We start from the raw sequence: 19,946 nt of genomic DNA on the forward strand, positions 1-19,946 counted from the left end.
AGACTGTTCAAGGTTCAAGGTTCAAGGTTCAAGGTTCAATAAGGATAGTATGATCAAACGCATCGCATGGGGAATCGTGTTTTTATTTCTGAGTGTTTTAACACTGGGTTATGTATTTCGTATGCCTATAACTCAATGGGCTATAGCGCCATCTTTGAGCCAATCTGGCGTTGAACTACATTGTTTAGATTGGTCACTAAACTCAAATATTAGCTTAAACGTAAACCGATTATGTTTGACTTACCAAGGCCATAAAATTGAGCTTGGTGGCATTGTGGCTGATACAAAAAAAATAACTGTTGGCCGCGCTAATCTTCGTTTAAATGATAGCGAGAGTGTCTCAGCAAGTAATAATTCCTTCAAAAAGCTGGCACTTAGTTTACCCAAAGAGCGGCCGAAAATTGATATCAAAAGATTGTTAATTACCCACCCACAACTTCATGATGAACTGGTAGTTAGCATTGGTGAAGAGAAGCTAAATACATTTGTGATTTCAGGTGATGCAATCGCAGAGGTAACAGTCAGCAATCATAAAATTACTGGTCACTTTAAGTTAGTTGATGGATTACTAACAAAGATAAAGCCGATACCCGCGCTTTCATTAAACAGTGGGCATGAGTTCACCTTTGATGGGTTATCCGTTGATATAAAATCAAACATAGATGCTGAGTTTACACAGCAATTTAGTAAATGCCCAGTAACGCTAAAGGCTTTTGGTGATATGAATATTTACTATCACTTTAACGATAAAAAAGCCTTGTTAAATACACAGCAATTAACCAGCTTGGTAACGTTTGATAGTGATTGTTTGGCGCTTATAAACAATCAATCACAGCGTGAATTTGTAGCCAAGCAACTGCCGTTAAAATGGCAATTGATGCTCAGTGATACGGTAAAGTTTGAAAACGGACAACTTGTTATACCGTCAATGCTATTAAACACTAAAAATAGTGAAACGAAGCTGAGCCTGAAAAACCTAGCAATTAATATTCAGCAGCCGTTAGAGTATGCCAAAGGCAATATTAAGTTATTGTTTATCAGTGAAGACATTGAGCATATAGAAATAGATGCAGCTTTAAATAACTTGGCTGTGAATGGCAACTACCAATTAAACGTCGATGAGCTGCCTGGTTTTTTACCCGCATCAGCTAAAAAGGTAGCAAGCACTGGCCTATTTCAAATAGAGAATGTTTTACAACATAAAAAAAATGCGAAAATAACCAGCGAGATTGGTTTTGCTGAGCTTAGTTTTGATAAATTAACAGTAAAGGGCTATAAGGCACAGTTTACGACTGAGATTGACGATAAACAAAATATCAACGCAAGCTTGGATAGCCATTTACGCTCAGCGGCTTATGAGCAATACCAAGTGCGTGGTGTAAATAATCAATTATCAGCATCTTCTAGTTTGGCTGTTGGCGAATTATTTGTCGATTTAAACAGTGAAACTAAACTTACCCAACTTAACAGTGACTTTTTAAACCTAAGTAATATTCGCATAAGCTCTAAATGCCTGCAAAGTCGGGCGCTTCAAGCCTCACATCATGTATTTATTGATGGTATTGAGTTGGTAGCCAGTCACCACATATCTGCTGTGGAACACCCATTTGAGATAACAGTTGCAGATCAAGCTGTGACTAAATTTAACCCTGTTTTACAGCAGTTTGAACCATTAGCCACGCTGACCGATGGTAGCTTTAATGGGGTTGTTCGCGGAGATGTTAATTTACAGCAGGCTGATTTTGCATTTCAAGTCGAACAGGTAAGTGGCTTATACAACGATTATTTAGCTAAGCATTTTAGCACTCGCTTAACGGGTTCTTATGATTCAGGGCAGCTTAATGTGGCTCCTACTACATTTGAATTAAATGAGTTACGAGCAGGTGCTGTTGTGAGTAACATTGTCGGTAATTTTAGTGTTGAGAACTCTATTGCTCGCGCTGAAAAAATAACTGCTGATGTACTTGGTGGTCGTTTTGCTTTGGATAGCTACAAAGTGACGGAAAAAGCGCAGCAGTCTTTGGTCACATTTGAAAATATTGATGCGAGTAAACTTATTACCTTAGATGATAAATCAGGCATTACACTAACTGGTCGAGTGAATGGCCGCTTACCTGTTTACTTTGATCAAAAAGGTATTTCGGTAAAATCTGGTGAATTATCTAACAAAGGAACAGGTAAACTAGTTATTACTGACAATGCAGCTTTTGATGCAGTTAAAGCTCAGCAACAAGAACTGGACCCGATTTTAAGCTTGTTGGAAGATTTAGACATTCAGAGCTTAAACAGTAGTGTTGACTTAAAGCCTGACGGTTGGCTTTATTTAGGTGTAAACTTAAAGGGATACAATAAGGAACAGGCGCAGCAAGTTAACTTTAATTACAACCATGAAGAAAATGTTTTTACACTCTTAAGAGCATTGCGCTTAAGTGATGAAATTACTCAAAAAGTTGAACAAGAGTATTCAACAAAAGGAACTAAAAATGACTAAATGGCTGATAATACTTACAGCACTGGGGTTGCTTAGTGCATGTACGCACCGCGTTGAAGTGGCAGCGAAAGAGCCTATCACCATTAATTTAAATGTGAAGGTTGATCATGAAATTCGCGTAAAAGTTGATAAAGAGCTAGATGACTTATTTAGCGATGACAGTGAGTTATTCTAAGGAGCAATTATGAGTTTATTAAAAAATAAAAAGTTAAACGTGATCACACTTTTAAGTGCCGCTTTATTGTCATTTTCTGCTTGGGCAATCAGTTTAGATGATGCTAAAAACCAAGGGCTTGTGGGTGAAGATAGCTCAGGTTATTTAGGTTTGGTTGTACAAAATGCAGAGGCTAAAGCGGTTGTTGATGAAATTAACGCAAAGCGCAAAGCACAATATTTAAAACTTGCGAAAAAGAACAACTTGTCACTTGCTCAAGTAGAAGCACTAGCGGCGGCAAAAACCATTGAAAAAACCCAAGCAGGGCATTTCGTTGAAGTTAATGGTGAGTGGGTGAAAAAATAACTCTACGCATTATTAAAAACCAAAAACCGAGCTTATGCGCTCGGTTTTTTGCAATTTTTAAGTAGCTGCTGCCAAAAGTGAATTCCCTTACGGCGAGCTAAGTTGATATTGTGTTCAGGAATTGACTCCGGCTCGTTGTATTCATCTAGTGCCGCGCTCATACTTGCTTCACGTATTAAGTGTAAAGTAGGAAAAGGCGAGCGATTAGTATAATTTGCAGCGTCATCTTCATCACTATCAGCAAAAACATAGTCAGGATGAAAGTTTGCAATTTGGTACTTCCCCTCAAAACCTTGTGCAACTAATAGCGCATTGGCTAAGTCAACAAGGTCTAAAAAATCTTCAAAATCAGTAAAGCCATTATCAAATATTAACAAAGTTGTTTCACGCTGAGGATCACGGTCAAGCTGGGTACATTGTTCAAGCATATCCATAACTGCATCATCAATTTTTGAGGTGTTACTAATGGTGTAGTGAATGCAGTTATTTTCAACTTCTTTACGGGCAAATGGACAAAAATTGTATTTTACAATCACAGCGCTTACCCATTCACGGGTTTGAGATATAGCTAAGTTGGTCACGATTTTGGCTCTAAATAAGGAGTTATAATGGCAAGCGTTTTGGCAATAGCGCCTTGGTTTTTAGCAACGCACTGAGCTGCTTTACTGCCAAGAATATCACACGCTTTGGTGTTTTTAATCAAGCGAAGCAATGCAAGCACCAGTTCGTCAGTATTTTCAACCACATGGGCGCCTTTGAGTTTAATAAGTTCAGGGTAAACATGGTCAAAGTTGTAGGTATGAGGGCCGGTAAGTACACCCACTGAAAAAGCTGCCGACTCTAATGGGTTATGGCCACCACGACGAATTAAACTGCCACCAATAAAACTAATATTAGCGGCACCATATAGATATTGTAATTCACCTAATGTGTCGGCTAACACAACTTGTTCATTGTTATAATTTTTTTGACTGCGACGACTAAAGCTAAGATTCGAGTGAGTCAGTAGCTCTGCAACTTTATCAAATTGTTCGGGGTGACGTGGCGCAATGATCAGCAAAGCGTCAGGGTGTGTTTCTAGTAGTTGCTGGTGGGCTGCTAAAACAAACTCATGCTCTATAGGGTGTGTAGAACCTGCGACCCATATAAAGCGTTCTGCTTTTTTATAATATTGCTTTAAAGAGGCGACTTTATTGAGTTGCGCAGTGGTTGGGGTAATATCAAATTTTATTGATCCCGTTACATGGCTTTTTTTAGCAGGTAGCCCTAATTCAATAAAGCGATTTGCATCAGCTTTGTCATGACTTGCAAGTGCGGTAATTGATTGCATGATACTGCGAGTTAGCTGGGCCACTTTTTCGTAGCCTTGCTGAGACTTTTCAGATAGACGTGCGTTAACTACCAATACAGGTATATTTTGTTTGTACGCATTAGCCATTAAGTTCGGCCATAGTTCAGTTTCTAAAATACAGAGTAATTGCGGTTTTACTCGTTTTAAAAAGCGAGTGGTGGCCATAGGAAAATCAATGGGTAAATAACTAACAGCAACGCTTTGTTTAAATTGTACGGTAACTTGCTCTCGTCCTGTTGGAGTATTGCAGGTAATTAAAATATTTAACTGCGGTTGCTGATGTTGTAGGGCTTTAATTAAAGGGGTTGCAGCTAACACCTCGCCCACAGAAGCACAATGAAATACAACTGGTTTGTTGTTTGAAAATAAAGCGCGGCTTATGAAGCCAAAACGTTCCTTAAAGTGAGCGCGATATCCTGCGTTTTTTTTACCTCTTAGTACATATAAGTAAAATACAATCAGTGGGCTAATAATAATTAATGCGAGTGAATAAAAAATGCGTGCCATACTGTTGCTTTGTATAAATGAAAGTGGCGCTAGTTTAGCGTGAAATCGTTTTTTTCTAAATACACAAATATAAAATAGCAACTTGAAAAAGGTAACAACGATAAAAACCTTCTTTATCTGAATAATAACTTTCTACCCGTACTTTAATTTAGTTATATAGAGGTGATTTGGCTATAAAATTATGGAATAATGAAATTAATTTTTCCTGCCATTTCAGTTCCAAGAGGAATATCTCATGTCAATTATAGATTCAGTGGCAACTAGCTACCTAGAAAGTTTAAATCGTCACCAAGTATTGTTCGAAACCATGGAGGCGTATCATCAAGAGGTAATGCAGTTGTTAGAAGCATGTCATAGTGCTTTACAGGCTGGTGGTAAGGTTGTTTGGTTTGGTAATGGCGGCAGTGCGGCTGATGCTCAGCATTTGGCTGCAGAGTTTGTGGTACGTTATAAGTTAGAGCGAGGACCGTTAGCGTCTATTGCTCTCACCACAGACACCTCTATTTTAACAGCGCACAGTAATGACTATCATTTTGACACAGTATTTGAACGCCAAGTTCAGGCGCTATGTAAACCTGAAGATATCGTAATTGGCTTAACTACATCGGGCACCAGTAATAATATTAATTTAGCGTTAGAAGCCGCTAATAAAATAGGAGCATTCACTGTTGCATTTACAGGTCGCGATGGAGGTAAAGTAAAAGACATCGCCAAGTTACCTATTATTATTAAAAATGATGAAACAGCCCGTATTCAAGAGGCGCACATGTTTATTGGCCATTGGCTGTGTGAAGCCATGGATATGGTTGTTGCGGAGCAGCAGTAATGGATTTATCGCTATTAAAAAACTTATCAGCAGCGCGTATTTTAGTGGTTGGTGACGTTATGCTCGACCGCTACTGGTATGGTGATTCTGGCCGCATTTCGCCGGAGGCACCAGTACCCGTTGTAAAAGTCAGTAAATTTGAAGACAAAGCCGGTGGTGCCGCCAATGTGGCTAAAAATATAGCCCGACTAGATGGCAAAGTGGGTTTACTTGGCCTAATTGGCGAGGATGAAAGCGGACAAATTTTAGAAAACATTCTAGAGGGTGAAAAAATAAATTCACAGCTTGTGAGTGTATGCGATTTGCCGACTATTTCTAAAATGCGGGTGATCAGTCGTCATCAACAAGTTGTGCGTTTAGATTTAGAAGAGGCTTTTAATGAGTCTCATAGCCAGTTGTTATTAAATCGATTAGAGCTGGTGCTGAGTGATTACGACTTTATTGTATTTTCTGATTACAACAAGGGCTCACTCGCGCTAATCCAAAAAATGATTTCGGTTGCTAAAGATGCAGGTAAAACCGTGCTTGTTGACCCTAAATCATCTGATTTAGAGTTGTACCGTGGAGCTGATTACATAACCCCTAATTTAAATGAGTTTAAATTAGCGGGTGGTCAGGTTGGTTCAGAAGAGTTGCTTGCTAGCAGCGCGCGTACCCTGATTAGTGATGCGGGTATTAACGCCATGCTACTAACACGCTCAGAACAAGGTATGTCGCTAATTGATGCAACGCAAAAGCATGACTTTGCAGCGCAACAACTCGAAGTAAGTGATGTAACCGGTGCGGGCGATACTGTTATTGCTACATTAGCTGTAATGCTAGGTGCGGGTATGACCGCCAAAGATGCAGTCGAAATTGCAAACTTAGCTGCCGGTATTGCAGTAAGTAAATTGGGAGCGGCTACGGTTTCTCCTGAAGAGTTGAGCCGCAAGTTAGGCCAATACTTACAAGCCACTGGCGAGCATTATCAAACCCCATTTGATGATGTATTACAACATATTGAATTTGCAAAGCAAAATGGAGAAACCATTGTATTTACTAATGGTTGTTTTGATATTTTGCATGCAGGCCATGTGCGCTATTTAGCGCAAGCTAAAGCGCGTGGTGATAGATTAGTGGTTGGTTTAAATAACGATGAATCCATTGCCCGTTTAAAAGGCCCTGAGCGCCCAATTAACCCATTAGATGAGCGTGCTATGGTTTTAAGTGCATTAGCCTCAGTTGATTGGGTTATTCCGTTTGGCAGTGAGGCTGAAAATGACACACCAGCAAAGCTAATTGAGCAAATTAGCCCAGATATTCTTGTTAAAGGTGGTGATTACACTGTTGAGCAAATTGCCGGTGCTGAGCACGTGTTGCGTCATGGCGGAAAAGTAGAAGTTCTTGAGTTTTTAGATGGTTGCTCTACATCAAAAGTGATTAGCAAAATTAAAAGCTAGCTAGTTAGTGAAATAAAAAAGGGGATAAACTTTGGTTTATCCCCTTTTTTAATGCTTGCAAAACTAAAAGTTATATTCGAACTTTGCAAATGCAGACGTATCGTTTTCTGCTCCATCGTTATTAGAGGCAAGTCCGCCAAGGGTTAAGCGCCCCCCCATGGCAAGCATTCTGTAACGTACTTCAAGCTGTTTAGAGCTAAATGCTGTTTTGGTAATCGAGTTACCTAAGTCTGGGTTATTTGGGTATCTATCACGGTTGTCGCTGTTGTAGTCTACATCACGTAATTTTACTTGCCAGTCAGTTCCGCTTGAGAGTTGCCCAAGTACGGTTAACACTAGCGATTGCGCATCATTATCATAGGTAGAGCCGATAGGGCGACCATAGTAACGATACCCTGATTGGTAATCAGTGTGCTCATAATAGCAGTTTTCGGTCGTTGACCCCGCAGAGCAAGACACACCTGTATCAATATATTCTAAGTTGACTAGTAAATTCTGCTCGTAAACGCGATGTGTTGTTTGTAAGCCAAATAAGTACGCTCTATCAGCTGGTTTAAACTGTGAGCTCGCATCTTCACCAATCGTGCTGGCATAAACGGCATAAGGTTGGTTAAATAATGTGTCTGACCAACGAATATCAATACCTGCTAATTGATTACCTATTTTTGATTCTAACTGGCTATCACAATTAGTAGTGCCATCAACACATTTTGTATCACCGGTAATCATATCAATAAAGTCACCAGCCGAGCTTGGTTGTCCCTTACCAGCCCATTGTGCTGACCAGCTCAGTGCTATTTCTAATTGTTGAACGGGGCGAAAGTTAACCCGAGTGCTCCACAATAACGCATCAGGAATAACGCGGGTTGATTCCAGCTTAGCCATTTGTGCAGTAAACCCCCACTGACCTATCCAACTTAACCAAGGTGTTTCAAAGGCACTACTTTGCTCACGAGAAATACTAATGGCAGGTAAAGGTTTTGCATTACCAGACATAATTAAGCTGTTATCAACACCCGGCCCCCAAAATTGCTCAACGGCACCTGCTCTTACAATCCAATTACCCATACGATACGCTAAATAGCTGTCATCTAGAGAGGTATCATTGCAGTCTTTTAGTGCTTGCTCGTTTTGAGCTATATCATCAGTTGTTTTACCGTCGACTAAGCAGTTTTTGCCATCACTACGATGATTAATCGCTATTTTAGCTGCAAAGTTATGTCCTAAATAAGCGTAGGCAGCAGTTAACTCTGATTCTTGGCTATTGGTGGCACCAAAGCTAGTGGCTACAAGAGGATCTGAGCTGGCAAATGCCGAAAGCTGTACACTATGCGAACCGCTATTTTCTGACTTATAACGATGTTTTACACGTAATAACGCATCCTGCAGGCGAGGAGATAACTGTTCTAACGAAGTATTGTTTACATCATTAATAAAGCTTTTCCACATTAATGGGTACGTTGTTACTGGCGCTAAAATTATACCTGCATCGGCAAGCTGTTGTATATCTGCTCTAAGAGCATAATCATCAGGCTTTACCCAAGGTTCAGCATTTACGGTTGTAGTTACGGCACAAAAAAGCGAAGAAAGTATAAAAAATTTGTTTCGCAAAGCTCAGATCCTTATGATTGAAATTGCTAACAAGTTTAGCAATCTACGTCCTTTATTGCAGTAATTAAATCAACTCATTAAAGAGATATTAGAAAAAAATATTACTATATATTAGATTAAAACACCGCGGCTCTATCGCTAAAAAGATGGCGTTGATATACTCGCAGCAAAGAAAAAATAGAGATAGTAATGAGCAACAAACGACTTTTATTTATTCCCGTGTCATCGCCAGAAGGTATTGGTGAATATATGCGCTCGTTACAGCTAGCTCAAACCTTAAAGGCTGAGTATGGCAAGCAGTTAGATATTCATTTTATTTTAAATAAACATACGGCTTATGCTAAAAACTGCCCATTCCCTACCTTATTGTTAAATCAATCGGCAACAAAAGAAAATACGCACGTATGTCAGTTTATTAAGCAATACAAACCAGATGCGGTGCTATTTGATTGTGCAGGACGCGCTGAGCAAATGAAAGCTGCAAAAAAAGTGGGTGCTAAAGTTGTTTTTATTTCACAGCATGCAAAAAAGCGAGCAAAAGGTTTAAAGCTTAATAGAGCGGGCCTTATTGATACTCATTGGGTGGTTCAGCCTGATTACTGTATTGAACCTCTTTCGTGGTATGAAAAGCTAAAATTGAGCATGTTGTCTCTGGCCTATCCTGCTAATGTTGGGCCATTTACAGTGTTTGCATCAGCGCAACAAAAATCCGATGCACTAACCCGTTATCAATTGAAAGAGAAAGAATTCTTTATTGTTAACGCAGGCTCTGGTGGGCACACCCTTAATGGCCAAAACTGTGCTGATATCTACTATAAAGCAGGACTGAACATTGCGAAAGAAACAGGTTTAAAAGGGGTTGTGGTGTTTGGTCCTAATTACACTAAGTCGTTACCTAAAAGCGATGAGTTAATTTGTTTGCCAAGCCAAGAGGGGACTGAATTTTTAGCCTTACTAAGTCAGGCTAAGGTGGCATTATTAAGCGCGGGCGATACTTTACTTCAAGCCATTGCTTTACAAACGCCAACGATAGCATGTGCTATTTCAAAAGATCAAAATGAGCGAGTTGTTCGTTGTGCGAGCACCGGTGTTGTTAAAGAGGCTGAGCTTGATATTTTAGATATTACCCAAAAAATAAAAGAGCTACTTTTGGAACCAAATTATAATAATACAGTAGGCCAATACGAGTCGTTAGAAAATGTGCATAGCTTTGATGTTATAACCAAAGGAGTACAAGCGTTGTTAATAGGAAGTAAGCTATGAATATTGTTATTGTAATTGACTCTCTCGTTGGTGGTGGCGCTGAAAAAGTAATGCTTACTTTGGCGCAGGAAATGGTATCAAAAGCCCACAATGTGACTATTTTGTCATTGGCGCAAAATATTGAATATGACATTCCAAACACCTTATCTGTTGAAAGTTTATTTTCAGGTCGAGCAACAAAAGTTGATCGATTTTGGCAGATAAAAAAGAATGTTAAAGTATTAGAGACATGGTTTGAGCAAAAGTTACTTCAACTTGGTTCTATTGATTTAGTACTTTCTAATTTAGATCGTAGTAATAACTTATTAGCAAAAAGTAAAATAGAAAATATCCATTTTGTTGTTCATAACTCAGTTAATGCTGAACTTGCTAGGCAAAAAAAATTAGGTCCATTTTCTTATTTATATCTTAAAAGAAGCAAACAAAATTTAAATGGGAAGTCTTTGATCTGTGTTTCAAAAGGTGTTGAAGAGGAAATACGCCAGAGCCCTTTAATTACCCCCAGCGCAATGACAACTATTTACAATCCTTTTAATTTTAAAATTATGAATGAGCAAGCAAATGAGGTAAATATCAACATACCGACCTCTCCTTATCTTATTCATGTTGGACGATTTGCTAAACAGAAACGTCATGATGTTCTGTTTGCTGCATTTGCTAAATTAGATAAAAAATATAAATTAGTATTATTGTGTAATAAGAAAGAGAAAGCATTTAAGTTAGCCAAACAATACGGAATCGAAAATCAACTTATTGTTCCTGGATTCGAACAAAATCCTTATAACTGGATTAAGCAGGCTAAAGCTCTTGTATTAAGTTCTGACTTTGAAGGGCTACCAACCGTATTAATTGAAGCTATAGCCATAGGTACACCCGTGGTAAGTACTAATTGTAATTTTGGTCCCAATGAAATATTAACCGAAGAATTAAGCAAATATCTGGTACCAACAGAGCAAAGTGACTTATTAGCAAAGGCCATTGAAGACGTTTTAATTGATAGCCCCGATATGAAAAAGGCCACTATTTTGAAAAAGGTCTCTGCAGATGCTGTAGCAGACCAATATTTAGCAATGGCGCGCTGAATATTAGCATTCGAGCTCTTGGTTATAGTCATTATGTAATGTTTGCCAATCGTTTTGCTGCCAATGAAAGTGGCTGTTGCGGCTTTGCTCTTTTAAAAAGGAGCGCTGTAGGCGAGACATGTTGCTCTGTTGCCATTTTATATCGGGTGTTTTTATTTCGCCACGATCAAAGTCGATGATATAAACGTCGCCAGAGTCATCAAATAAAATATTATTAATATTTAAATCAGCGTGATTCACCCCTTTATTATGAAACTGGGCAATGGTTTGTGCTATTTTTTTTATCTCAATATCACTTAAGGGGCGCTCAATCAGTACATCTAATACGCTTTTAGCGCCGCTTACCGCTTCAGTAATAATATCACCTCGGTAAATAAAACCATGTCGGCTCACTTTAGCGGCAATGGGCTTTGGTACATTTAAACCTAACTCTATTAATTGCGTCATTAAGCTAAATTCTTGATAAACACGGGTATGCTCAAGTCCCCAATATAAATATTGGTCACTAAGTAGCTTGCCTATGAAGCCGCCACGCCAATAATGGCGTAACACAGCCGTTAAATCTACGTGTTTAAAAAACCAAGCAGTTGCACGCCCTTTTTTAGCCCCGACAATTTTTTGCTGTTGTTGCCAGAAATCGGGGTCAAACCAATCTAACTCTATTTCGGTGCTATATTGAGGGTGGCTTAAAATGACATGGTTATTTTTGATGTGTTGATTAAACATAGCTCATAGGATTCGCTTTAATATGTGCATATATTAACGTGTTTTCAGGCTAAGGATAAGTACTTGCAATGACGCGATTATAATTTAAGATCGGGTTTTATTATTTTACTCCCAAGGAAACGTGTGACTTCAGCGCCTACTTACACTTCAATTTGTATTTTACGTCTTTCTGCTATTGGTGATGTATGCCATGCAGTGAGTGCGGTACAAGCAATTCAAAAAGCGCATCCAAATGCTAAGATCACTTGGGTGATAGGGAAGGTCGAGGCGATGTTGTTAGCTGACTTACCAGGCGTTGAGCTTGTTGTATTTGATAAAAAACAAGGGAAAACGGCACTAAAACAGTTAAAGCAAACCTTCAAAGGGCAGTGTTTTGACGTTCTACTTAATATGCAAGTGGCTTTAAGAGCTGGTTTTGTCGCTCGCTGTATTCCTGCCAAAGTTAAAATTGGTTTTGACTGGGCTCGCTCAAAAGAGCTGCATAGTTTATTTATTAATAAACGCATTAAAGCCCAATCTCAGGCACATGTTTTAGAGGGGTTTAAAGGCTTTGCTCAAGCGATTGGTGTTGATGATTATGTCCCTGTTTGGAATATGCCCTACACCGACAAAGATCAAGCTAAAGCTGATGAGCTGTTAGGTGACGATTATTTATCACATAAGCTATTCGTTATTTCGCCAGCAGCAAGTAAAGCACAGCGTAACTGGTTAGCCGAACGCTATGCCGCGCTTGCGGATTATGCACATACACAGGGGTTTAAAATAGTATTAACTGGTGGACCGACGGAACTGGAAATTAATTTAGCAAATAACATCATTAAACACAGTGATTCACCCATTCTGAACTTGGTGGGTAAAACAAAACTCAAAGAATTATTGTGCGTACTTAAGCGTGCAGACTTAGTACTTGCGCCCGATACAGGCCCAGCTCATATGGCGGTGACTGTGGGCACGCCTGTTATTGGCTTATATGCGCATTCAAACCCAGCGCGAACGGGGCCTTATTTATACCAAGATTACGTGGTTGAGGTTTATCACCAAAACTTATTAAAGCAAACAGGTAAAACCGCCGAGCAATTACCTTGGGGTACTCGGGTTAAAGGCGATGATTTAATGAGTCAAATAACCACGGATGCAGTAAAAGAAATGTTTGACCATGTTATTAAAAAAGAGTTGTTATTATGAATGATAAACACATAAATAAGGCGCTTTTTTTAGACCGTGATGGTGTAGTAAATGTTGACCATGGCTATGTATTTAAAAGCGAAGAGTTTGAATTTATAGATGGTGTGTTTTCAACGTGTAAAGCATTTTATGACGCGGGCTATAAAATAATTGTTGTAACTAACCAATCAGGTATTGGTCGAGGTTATTACTCAGAAGCCGATTTTTTTGCCCTTAACACATGGATGAAAGCGCAGTTTACTCATCATCAAATTGAAATTACTGATGTTTATTTTTGTCCACATCATCCTAAAAATGCATTGCCAGCGTATTTAACAGATTGCGATTGCAGAAAACCAGCCCCCGGGATGTTGCTGCAAGGAATAAAAGATCATCATATAGACCCTACACTGAGTGTCATGGTAGGGGATAAATTAGGTGATATGCAAGCTGCTATTAGTGCCAATATACGCACTAAAGTGCTAGTTCGTTCGGGGCAAACGTTTGACGAGCAAGCCGCAAAATCTGCAGACTATGTTTGTGACTCAATCAAGGAACTTCCTGTTTTGCTTGCTGATCTCATTTAATATATATCTCATGCCTGTAAACTGGCAGCTTTTCCTGCCAATTAGCTAATTTGCGACGAATGACAAACAGTGCAATTTGGCGCTTAAACTTTTACAATACCCCCATTATAAATAGCAGCAACGCGTCTGCTGTTTAACCCGTTCAACCAAATGGAGATCACAGATGAGAGCATCTGCTTTTTTTAGCCAATTACAACAGCAAATTGAAGACGTTAAAGCTGAAGGTTTGTACAAAAATGAACGTGTTATCACTTCACAGCAGCAAGCTCAAATTGAAGTGGCATCAGGCGATAAAGTTATTAATTTTTGTGCTAACAACTACTTAGGTTTAGCTAACAGCCCAGAACTAATTGCAGCTGCCCAACAAGGCTTAGATGACCATGGCTTTGGTGTTGCCTCAGTGCGTTTTATTTGTGGTACCCAAGATATTCATAAAACGCTTGAGAAAAAAATCAGTCAATTTTTAGAAACTGAAGACACCATTTTGTACTCATCATGCTTTGATGCGAATACGGGCTTGTTTGAAACTATTTTAGGTGCAGACGATGCGATTATTTCTGATTCATTAAACCATGCATCTATTATTGATGGCGTGCGTTTATGTAAAGCAAAACGTTTCCGTTATGCAAATAACGATATGGCAGATTTAGAAAAGCAATTAATTGCAGCCGATGAAGCCGGTGCTAAAACTAAACTAATTGCTACTGATGGCGTGTTCTCAATGGATGGCGTTATTTGTAATTTAGAAGCAGTGTGTGATTTAGCCGACAAATACGACGCACTCGTTATGGTTGATGATTCACATGCCGTTGGTTTTGTTGGCGAAAACGGTAAAGGTACACCTGAGTACTGTAATGTACTCGACCGTGTTGATATTATTACTGGTACCTTAGGCAAAGCGCTTGGTGGAGCCTCTGGTGGTTATACCTCAGGTAAAAAAGAAATTGTTGAGTGGCTTCGTCAACGTTCACGTCCATACTTATTCTCAAACTCATTAGCGCCTTCAATTGTAACGGCATCAATCAAAGTGTTAGAAATGCTTGAAAATGGCGGTGAGCTTCGCGCTAAGCTATGGTCAAACGCTAAATACTTCCGTGAGCAAATGGAAACGGCAGGTTTTACCTGTGCAGGTAAAGATCATGCGATTATTCCAGTGATGCTAGGGGATGCAAAAGTGGCGTCACTTATGGCTGATAAACTATTGGCTGAAGGGATTTATGTAACTGGCTTTTCATTCCCTGTTGTACCAAAAGGTCAGGCGCGTATTCGTACCCAAATTTCTGCAGCGCACAGCAAGGAGCAGCTTGATACAGCCATTGCAGCATTTACCCGTATTGGTAAAGAGATTGGTGTTATTTAATTTTCTTGTTAAATCGCGGCTAAAGTCGCGATTTTTTAATTGAGTGTGGATTATGAAAGCATTATCAAAGTTAAAAGCAGAGCCAGGCATTTGGATGACAGATGCGCCAAAGCCTGAAGTAGGTCATAACGATCTGTTAATTAAGATTCGTAAAACAGCCATTTGTGGTACCGATGTTCATATTTATAAGTGGGATGAGTGGGCACAAAACACTATTCCTACACCTATGGTGGTTGGCCACGAGTATGTGGGTGAAGTAATTGACATGGGCCAAGAAGTTCGCGGTTTCGAAGTTGGCGACCGTGTATCTGGTGAAGGTCATATAACCTGTGGTCATTGTCGTAACTGCCGTGCTGGACGTGTTCATTTATGCCGTAATACAACCGGTGTAGGTGTTAACCGCGAAGGTGCATTTGCTGAGTACCTAGTGATCCCAGCATTTAATGCGTTTAAAATCCCAGATAACATTAGCGATGAACTGGCCTCTATTTTTGACCCGTTTGGTAATGCTGTACATACCGCTTTATCGTTTGATTTGGTGGGTGAAGATGTATTGATCACCGGTGCAGGCCCTATTGGTATTATGGCAGCCGCAGTAGCTAAACATGTAGGTGCTCGTCATGTAGTTATTACCGACGTAAATGAATACCGCCTAGACTTAGCACGTAAAATGGGCGCAACGCGTGCTGTAAACGTTGCGAATGAAAAGCTTGAAGATGTAGCTAAAGAGCTAGGTATGACCGAAGGCTTTGACATTGGCTTAGAGATGTCAGGTGTTCCGAGTGCATTTAATGCCATGCTAAATAACATGAATCATGGCGGCAAAATTGCCATGTTAGGTATTCCACCTTCAGATATGGCGGTCGATTGGAATCAAGTTATTTTTAAAGGCTTAGTGATCAAAGGTATTTACGGTCGTGAGATGTTTGAAACTTGGTATAAAATGGCTAGCTTGATTCAATCAGGGCTTGATTTAAAACCAATTATTACTCATCAGTATTCAATTGATGACTTCCAAGCTGGCTTTGATATGATGATTTCAGGCCAATCGGGTAAAGTAATTCTTAACTGGGATTAATTATCCCCTGTTAAGAGAATTAAAGGCGGCATTTGTCGCCTTTTTTGTAATTATAAGAGAGTACTATGGCATTTAAACATATATCAATCGCACAAACCCTCGAACTACTAGACAAAGAAGATGTGGTGATTGCTGATATTCGCGATCCTAATTCGTATCAGACAGGGCACATTCCTGGCTCTGAAGCGCTTTCAAATGCAAATATCGCCCAATTTATGATGGAAAAAGAGTTTGACCAGCCGATTATTATTGTTTGTTATCACGGCATGAGCTCACAGGGTGCAGCAAGTTACTTAGTAGAGCAAGGCTTTGAAGATGTTTACAGCATGGATGGCGGTTTTACTGCGTGGGAAGCCGCTTACAAGGATAAAGTAGCACGATGATAGAGCTAGGCAGTCTAACTAATCCCCGCGCTGCACAGGGCTTTATAGATTACCTAAAAAGCCAAGGGCTTTCAGGGCAAATTCGTACTGAGGATGGCCATACGCTTGTTATTAGTGTGGCACCTGAAGACTTTCATGCAGTGCAGCCTTTATGGAACGAATTTGCTAAAAACCCTAATCATGAGCGTTACCAACAAGCATCATGGCAAGTAGGTACTACGCAGTCACCGTTAAAGTATCAAGGGCAGTCACTTAATTTAGTCGCTCGTTTTAAAGCCTTAAGCTGGCTTAATCAAGGTGTTAGTATTCTCAGCATTGTTGTTTATATTGCCTTTTTATTTGGTGCGTTTGAGCCTATTTATATGGCGTTGCAGTTCAATCCTGCGTCACCACTTACCTGGTTAACACCTGCTGTTGTGCATTTTAGCGCTATGCATATTGTGTTTAACTTAATTTGGTGGGTATCACTGGGTGACAACATTGAAAAGCAATGTGGTAAGTCGAGTTTAATCGGGCTGTTTTTAGTTACCGCTTTAATAAGTAATTGGGCACAGTACTTAATGGTCGGTCCTAACTTTGGTGGGCTTAGCGGTGTTGTATATGGGTTGTTAGGCTTTTGTTGGATTTACAGCGCGCTTAACCCTAAACAGCCTGCACTGGTTACAACCGCAATTGTTGGTTTTATGCTGGTATGGTTAGTACTTGGTTTTGCAGATGTATTATTTGTTGGAATGGCTAATTGGGCACACTTAGGTGGGCTTGTTAGCGGTATGGCTTTTGCCTATACCGCTCAGCTTTTTAAAACAAAAAGCGCCTAATGATATAAATATTTAGTAAATAACAGGTCTCGGATTATTTCTTGGCCTGTTTCTTCCTTAAGTAAGCTTTTTAGTTTTTCTGCGCTTTTAAGTCGAATTTGCTCACGCCCTGTTAAAGACTTTATTTTGTTTTCAGGCTCTTTTGATAATATCTCTACTAGCGCATCACGTAACAGCGGAGTGTGGTGTTCTACAATGGCAATATCGGATGTTTTGTTTAGCATTAAATCTACCGTGACGCGAACGTAACCCATTTTTTTACTTGATGGACCAATGTAATTGGTAATAATGTCTGGCTCAAACCCAAAATAACCCACAGTAGACTCAGCACGTGCTGATAAGCTAGTTAGGCTGACTAAAAGAATAAAAAGGCCTGTAAATACTGTTTTTTTCATTTCAAAAGCGTTTCCGTAAACTGGTTACAAATAGTTTATACTTATTAGTAAATAAGATACAGCAAGATGCTGTTATTTGTTGTGTTTGTAAAAGTACTCTGGATTCAAGTTTGGGATAGGCAATAGCGAGAGTCAAATGCTGATTAGCTTTTTATGACACAGGATGTGCTTGGTATTGAGTAAATCGCGCTTTTTCAAATTCGTTGGCAATGTTATGATCTCTTTGATTTTTTTCAAGTAGAGTTATTGTGATTACTTTTCCTCTTTCTTTATCTGCTGATTGGCAGAGTACCGCTCAAGTCACTGGCTTATCTAACGCTGAAAAAGAGTGGTTATTTGAACCGCATTCTTTAACGGCTAAATTAAAAAGTCAGTCTCAGCGTTTTGCTGTAAAAGTGTTGAGTGAGCAAAAAGTAGACCTTTCTCAATCACAGCAAACGCTATTAAGTAAGCAGGTAAGTACAGTACTTAACCGTGAAGTGTTACTGTTGTGTGATGAACAACCGATTGTTTATGCTCAAAGTTGGTTGCCAGTAACAAGTAATAATACAAACAATCAGCTGCACAATATGGGAGAACGCCCGTTAGGTGATGTTATCTTTCAAGATCCTGCGTTAAGGCGCACTGATATTGAAATTGCTCGCTTTGATGATAATCACTCATTGCAATCACTGGTGAGCGAACTTAATTTACCGAATCGCTCTTTGCTGGGCAGGCGCAGCGTATTTTCTTTACATAACTATCAATTTTTGGTCTGTGAGGTTTTTTTACCAGGAGCTTACTTATACTCATGAAACTAGCCGCTTTGTCTGTTAATCATATTCCCCATTACATCCAGTTAATGCGAATTGATAAGCCCATAGGCACTTTATTGTTACTTTGGCCAACTTATTGGGCACTATGGATAGCGAATGATGGTCTGCCTAGCTTAACGAACTTCATTGTGTTTACCCTTGGGGTAATAGTTATGCGAAGCGCAGGATGCGTTATCAATGATTTTGCAGATAGAAAAATTGATGGCTCAGTAAAGCGTACTTGTCAGCGGCCGCTAGCGACCGGAGCGGTAAGTAGTGGCGAAGCAATTAGTTTGTTTTTATTACTCGTTGTCATCGCTTTTATATTAGTATTATTGCTTAATATCAATACTATTTTGTTATCGTTTGGTGCACTTGGATTAGCGTTTTGTTATCCCTTTATGAAACGTTACACGCAACTTCCTCAAGTTGTATTGGGCGCGGCTTTTGGTTGGGCAATTCCAATGACTTTTATGGCATCAATAAACTCTTTACCCGTGCAAGCATGGTTGCTATTTATTGCCAATATTTGCTGGACGGTGGCTTACGACACTATGTACGCCATGGTTGATAGAGACGATGATTTAAAAATAGGAGTAAAATCAACCGCTATTTTATTCGCCAGTTATGACCGCCATATTATAGCGCTACTTAACTTTAGCTTTTTTGCGTTGATGGTTTTAATTGGGTTGATGAATCAAATAGGATTTAGTTTTTGGTTGGGATTAGCTATTGCAGCAATGTTACTTGTGTATCAACAGCGTTTGATTCATTTACGCCAGCGAGATAATTGTTTTAAAGCATTTTTAAATAACCATTACGTAGGACTGGCTATTTTTATTGGTTTATTATTTTCTTACCCCGTTTTTGCTTAACGGGGTGGGTCGATAATGCCACTAATTGACGCGTTTTTTCTGAACCAACCAGCAATCGAATAGCGGTTATCAACAGCAGGAAGTACTTCATGTACAAAGCGTTCGCTTTCAAATAATACCAAAGTGCCTGCCGTGGGTTTTATTACTATTTCTATGTCTTTACTTTTAGGCTTGTAAATAACTAGCTCTCCACCTTCCTCTGGAGAGTTCAAATATAATACGGTAGTAAAAACACGGTTTGAACGACCTTTAAATGCATCTACATGTTTTTTATAAAAATCACCTTGCGTATATTTTGCATAGTGACATTCATAATCAAACAAACCCATAAAGAAAGTTCGATTAAGCGTATTACGAACTGCTTCCATTACTTGCTGGTAGCCAAGTTGTGCATTTGAACTGCCATCAAACCAATAGGTTTTGTCTTTACGAACTGTATTATCAATTTGCAAGTTATTTAATCGACCAATACCAGCAAGGCTAAAGTGTGGATTTATTCTGTAGCAATCTGCCATTAAATCAAAGATTAGGTCACTATCAATGGCGTTTTCAATAATGGCATAACCATGCGTTTCAATCTGCTCTAGATAAATTCCAGAAGCTGTAAAGTTGTTCATTAACGCTAGTCATAATAGTAGGGAGCGTTAGTTTAATGTAAAAAAACTTTAAAGCTACA

The 19,946-nt window shown here is 39.4% G+C and carries 21 protein-coding genes; 15 read left to right on the top strand and 6 right to left on the bottom strand.

Going from position 1 to position 19,946, the window contains the following annotated elements:
* The first annotated feature begins 49 nt into the window (after positions 1-49).
* The 3 genes from MTF66_RS16400 to MTF66_RS16410 are packed head-to-tail and all read left to right on the top strand — an operon-like array spanning position 50 to position 3,011.
* Entirely contained in the window at positions 50-2,491 is a 2,442-nt protein-coding gene (locus MTF66_RS16400) for a YdbH domain-containing protein (RefSeq protein ID WP_055013164.1), read from the top strand.
* Entirely contained in the window at positions 2,484-2,666 is a 183-nt protein-coding gene (locus MTF66_RS16405; protein ID WP_008115575.1) for a YnbE family lipoprotein, read from the top strand. Before MTF66_RS16400 ends, MTF66_RS16405 begins: the two co-directional genes overlap by 8 nt.
* A 9-nt stretch (positions 2,667-2,675) precedes the next feature.
* Complete coding sequence (locus MTF66_RS16410; RefSeq protein ID WP_008115577.1) at positions 2,676-3,011, top strand: YdbL family protein; 336 nt, start codon at positions 2,676-2,678, stop codon at positions 3,009-3,011.
* Between the two features lie 32 nt (positions 3,012-3,043).
* Here MTF66_RS16410 and MTF66_RS16415 read toward each other — a convergent pair whose 3' ends face one another.
* Both MTF66_RS16415 and waaA read right to left on the bottom strand, forming a co-directional pair.
* Entirely contained in the window at positions 3,044-3,592 is a 549-nt protein-coding gene (locus MTF66_RS16415; protein WP_055013165.1) for a DUF1415 domain-containing protein, read from the bottom strand.
* Positions 3,589-4,869 carry a lipid IV(A) 3-deoxy-D-manno-octulosonic acid transferase gene (gene waaA / locus MTF66_RS16420; RefSeq protein WP_248527678.1) on the bottom strand — a complete coding sequence of 427 codons (1,281 nt, stop codon included), beginning with the start codon at positions 4,867-4,869 and terminating at the stop codon, positions 3,589-3,591. Before waaA ends, MTF66_RS16415 begins: the two co-directional genes overlap by 4 nt.
* Before the next feature lie 235 nt (positions 4,870-5,104).
* Here waaA and MTF66_RS16425 point away from each other — a divergent pair, with 235 nt between their 5' ends.
* Both MTF66_RS16425 and hldE read left to right on the top strand, forming a co-directional pair.
* Entirely contained in the window at positions 5,105-5,695 is a 591-nt protein-coding gene (locus MTF66_RS16425) for an SIS domain-containing protein (RefSeq protein WP_008115583.1), read from the top strand.
* On the top strand, positions 5,695-7,134 hold the full coding sequence (gene hldE, locus MTF66_RS16430) for a bifunctional D-glycero-beta-D-manno-heptose-7-phosphate kinase/D-glycero-beta-D-manno-heptose 1-phosphate adenylyltransferase HldE (RefSeq protein WP_010390981.1): 1,440 nt from the start codon (positions 5,695-5,697) through the stop codon (positions 7,132-7,134). The genes MTF66_RS16425 and hldE overlap by 1 nt, the downstream gene beginning before the upstream one ends.
* Before the next feature lie 63 nt (positions 7,135-7,197).
* Here hldE and MTF66_RS16435 read toward each other — a convergent pair whose 3' ends face one another.
* On the bottom strand, positions 7,198-8,745 hold the full coding sequence (locus tag MTF66_RS16435; protein ID WP_138620752.1) for a capsule assembly Wzi family protein: 1,548 nt from the start codon (positions 8,743-8,745) through the stop codon (positions 7,198-7,200).
* A 189-nt stretch (positions 8,746-8,934) separates the two neighbouring features.
* Between MTF66_RS16435 and MTF66_RS16440 the strand changes: the two genes are divergently transcribed.
* Together MTF66_RS16440 and MTF66_RS16445 are read left to right on the top strand one after the other, a co-directional pair.
* A complete protein-coding gene (locus MTF66_RS16440; RefSeq protein ID WP_138620753.1) occupies positions 8,935-10,008 on the top strand; it encodes a glycosyltransferase in 1,074 nt (357 codons plus the stop codon).
* Positions 10,005-11,090 carry a glycosyltransferase gene (locus MTF66_RS16445; RefSeq protein ID WP_010390986.1) on the top strand — a complete coding sequence of 362 codons (1,086 nt, stop codon included), beginning with the start codon at positions 10,005-10,007 and terminating at the stop codon, positions 11,088-11,090. Before MTF66_RS16440 ends, MTF66_RS16445 begins: the two co-directional genes overlap by 4 nt.
* A gap of 3 nt (positions 11,091-11,093) precedes the next feature.
* On the opposite strand, the gene MTF66_RS16450 is transcribed toward MTF66_RS16445, so the two are convergent.
* Complete coding sequence (locus MTF66_RS16450; protein ID WP_138620755.1) at positions 11,094-11,816, bottom strand: 3-deoxy-D-manno-octulosonic acid kinase; 723 nt, start codon at positions 11,814-11,816, stop codon at positions 11,094-11,096.
* A gap of 123 nt (positions 11,817-11,939) precedes the next feature.
* Between MTF66_RS16450 and MTF66_RS16455 the strand changes: the two genes are divergently transcribed.
* The 6 genes from MTF66_RS16455 (at position 11,940) to glpG (ending at position 17,206) form a co-directional block, all read left to right on the top strand.
* Positions 11,940-13,001, top strand: coding sequence for a glycosyltransferase family 9 protein (locus MTF66_RS16455; RefSeq protein WP_138620757.1), 1,062 nt, complete (start codon positions 11,940-11,942; stop codon positions 12,999-13,001).
* Positions 12,998-13,567, top strand: coding sequence for a D-glycero-beta-D-manno-heptose 1,7-bisphosphate 7-phosphatase (gene gmhB, locus MTF66_RS16460; protein WP_138620759.1), 570 nt, complete (start codon positions 12,998-13,000; stop codon positions 13,565-13,567). The genes MTF66_RS16455 and gmhB overlap by 4 nt, the downstream gene beginning before the upstream one ends.
* Positions 13,568-13,730: 163 nt before the next feature.
* Positions 13,731-14,927 carry a glycine C-acetyltransferase gene (locus tag MTF66_RS16465; RefSeq protein ID WP_010390993.1) on the top strand — a complete coding sequence of 399 codons (1,197 nt, stop codon included), beginning with the start codon at positions 13,731-13,733 and terminating at the stop codon, positions 14,925-14,927.
* Between the two features lie 52 nt (positions 14,928-14,979).
* The gene (gene tdh, locus MTF66_RS16470; RefSeq protein WP_010390995.1) at positions 14,980-16,005 is read left to right on the top strand and encodes an L-threonine 3-dehydrogenase; all 1,026 of its coding nucleotides are present in this window, start codon (positions 14,980-14,982) and stop codon (positions 16,003-16,005) included.
* A 65-nt stretch (positions 16,006-16,070) separates the two neighbouring features.
* Complete coding sequence (gene glpE / locus MTF66_RS16475) at positions 16,071-16,388, top strand: thiosulfate sulfurtransferase GlpE (RefSeq protein ID WP_010390998.1); 318 nt, start codon at positions 16,071-16,073, stop codon at positions 16,386-16,388.
* A complete protein-coding gene (gene glpG / locus MTF66_RS16480; protein WP_055013172.1) occupies positions 16,385-17,206 on the top strand; it encodes a rhomboid family intramembrane serine protease GlpG in 822 nt (273 codons plus the stop codon). The genes glpE and glpG overlap by 4 nt, the downstream gene beginning before the upstream one ends.
* Here the strand turns inward: glpG and MTF66_RS16485 are convergent.
* Positions 17,203-17,601 (bottom strand): flagellar basal body-associated protein FliL, encoded by a 399-nt coding sequence (locus MTF66_RS16485; RefSeq protein WP_008115596.1) that lies wholly within the window; start codon positions 17,599-17,601, stop codon positions 17,203-17,205. The genes glpG and MTF66_RS16485 overlap by 4 nt on opposite strands.
* A gap of 248 nt (positions 17,602-17,849) precedes the next feature.
* Between MTF66_RS16485 and MTF66_RS16490 the strand changes: the two genes are divergently transcribed.
* Both MTF66_RS16490 and ubiA read left to right on the top strand, forming a co-directional pair.
* Entirely contained in the window at positions 17,850-18,395 is a 546-nt protein-coding gene (locus tag MTF66_RS16490) for a chorismate lyase (protein WP_109875649.1), read from the top strand.
* Positions 18,392-19,270, top strand: coding sequence for a 4-hydroxybenzoate octaprenyltransferase (gene ubiA, locus MTF66_RS16495; protein WP_248527679.1), 879 nt, complete (start codon positions 18,392-18,394; stop codon positions 19,268-19,270). Before MTF66_RS16490 ends, ubiA begins: the two co-directional genes overlap by 4 nt.
* On the opposite strand, the gene MTF66_RS16500 is transcribed toward ubiA, so the two are convergent.
* Positions 19,267-19,887 carry a 2OG-Fe(II) oxygenase gene (locus MTF66_RS16500; RefSeq protein ID WP_054201981.1) on the bottom strand — a complete coding sequence of 207 codons (621 nt, stop codon included), beginning with the start codon at positions 19,885-19,887 and terminating at the stop codon, positions 19,267-19,269. The genes ubiA and MTF66_RS16500 overlap by 4 nt on opposite strands.
* Positions 19,888-19,946 lie beyond the last annotated feature (59 nt).

The organism is Pseudoalteromonas sp. 2CM39R (assembly GCF_023161845.1).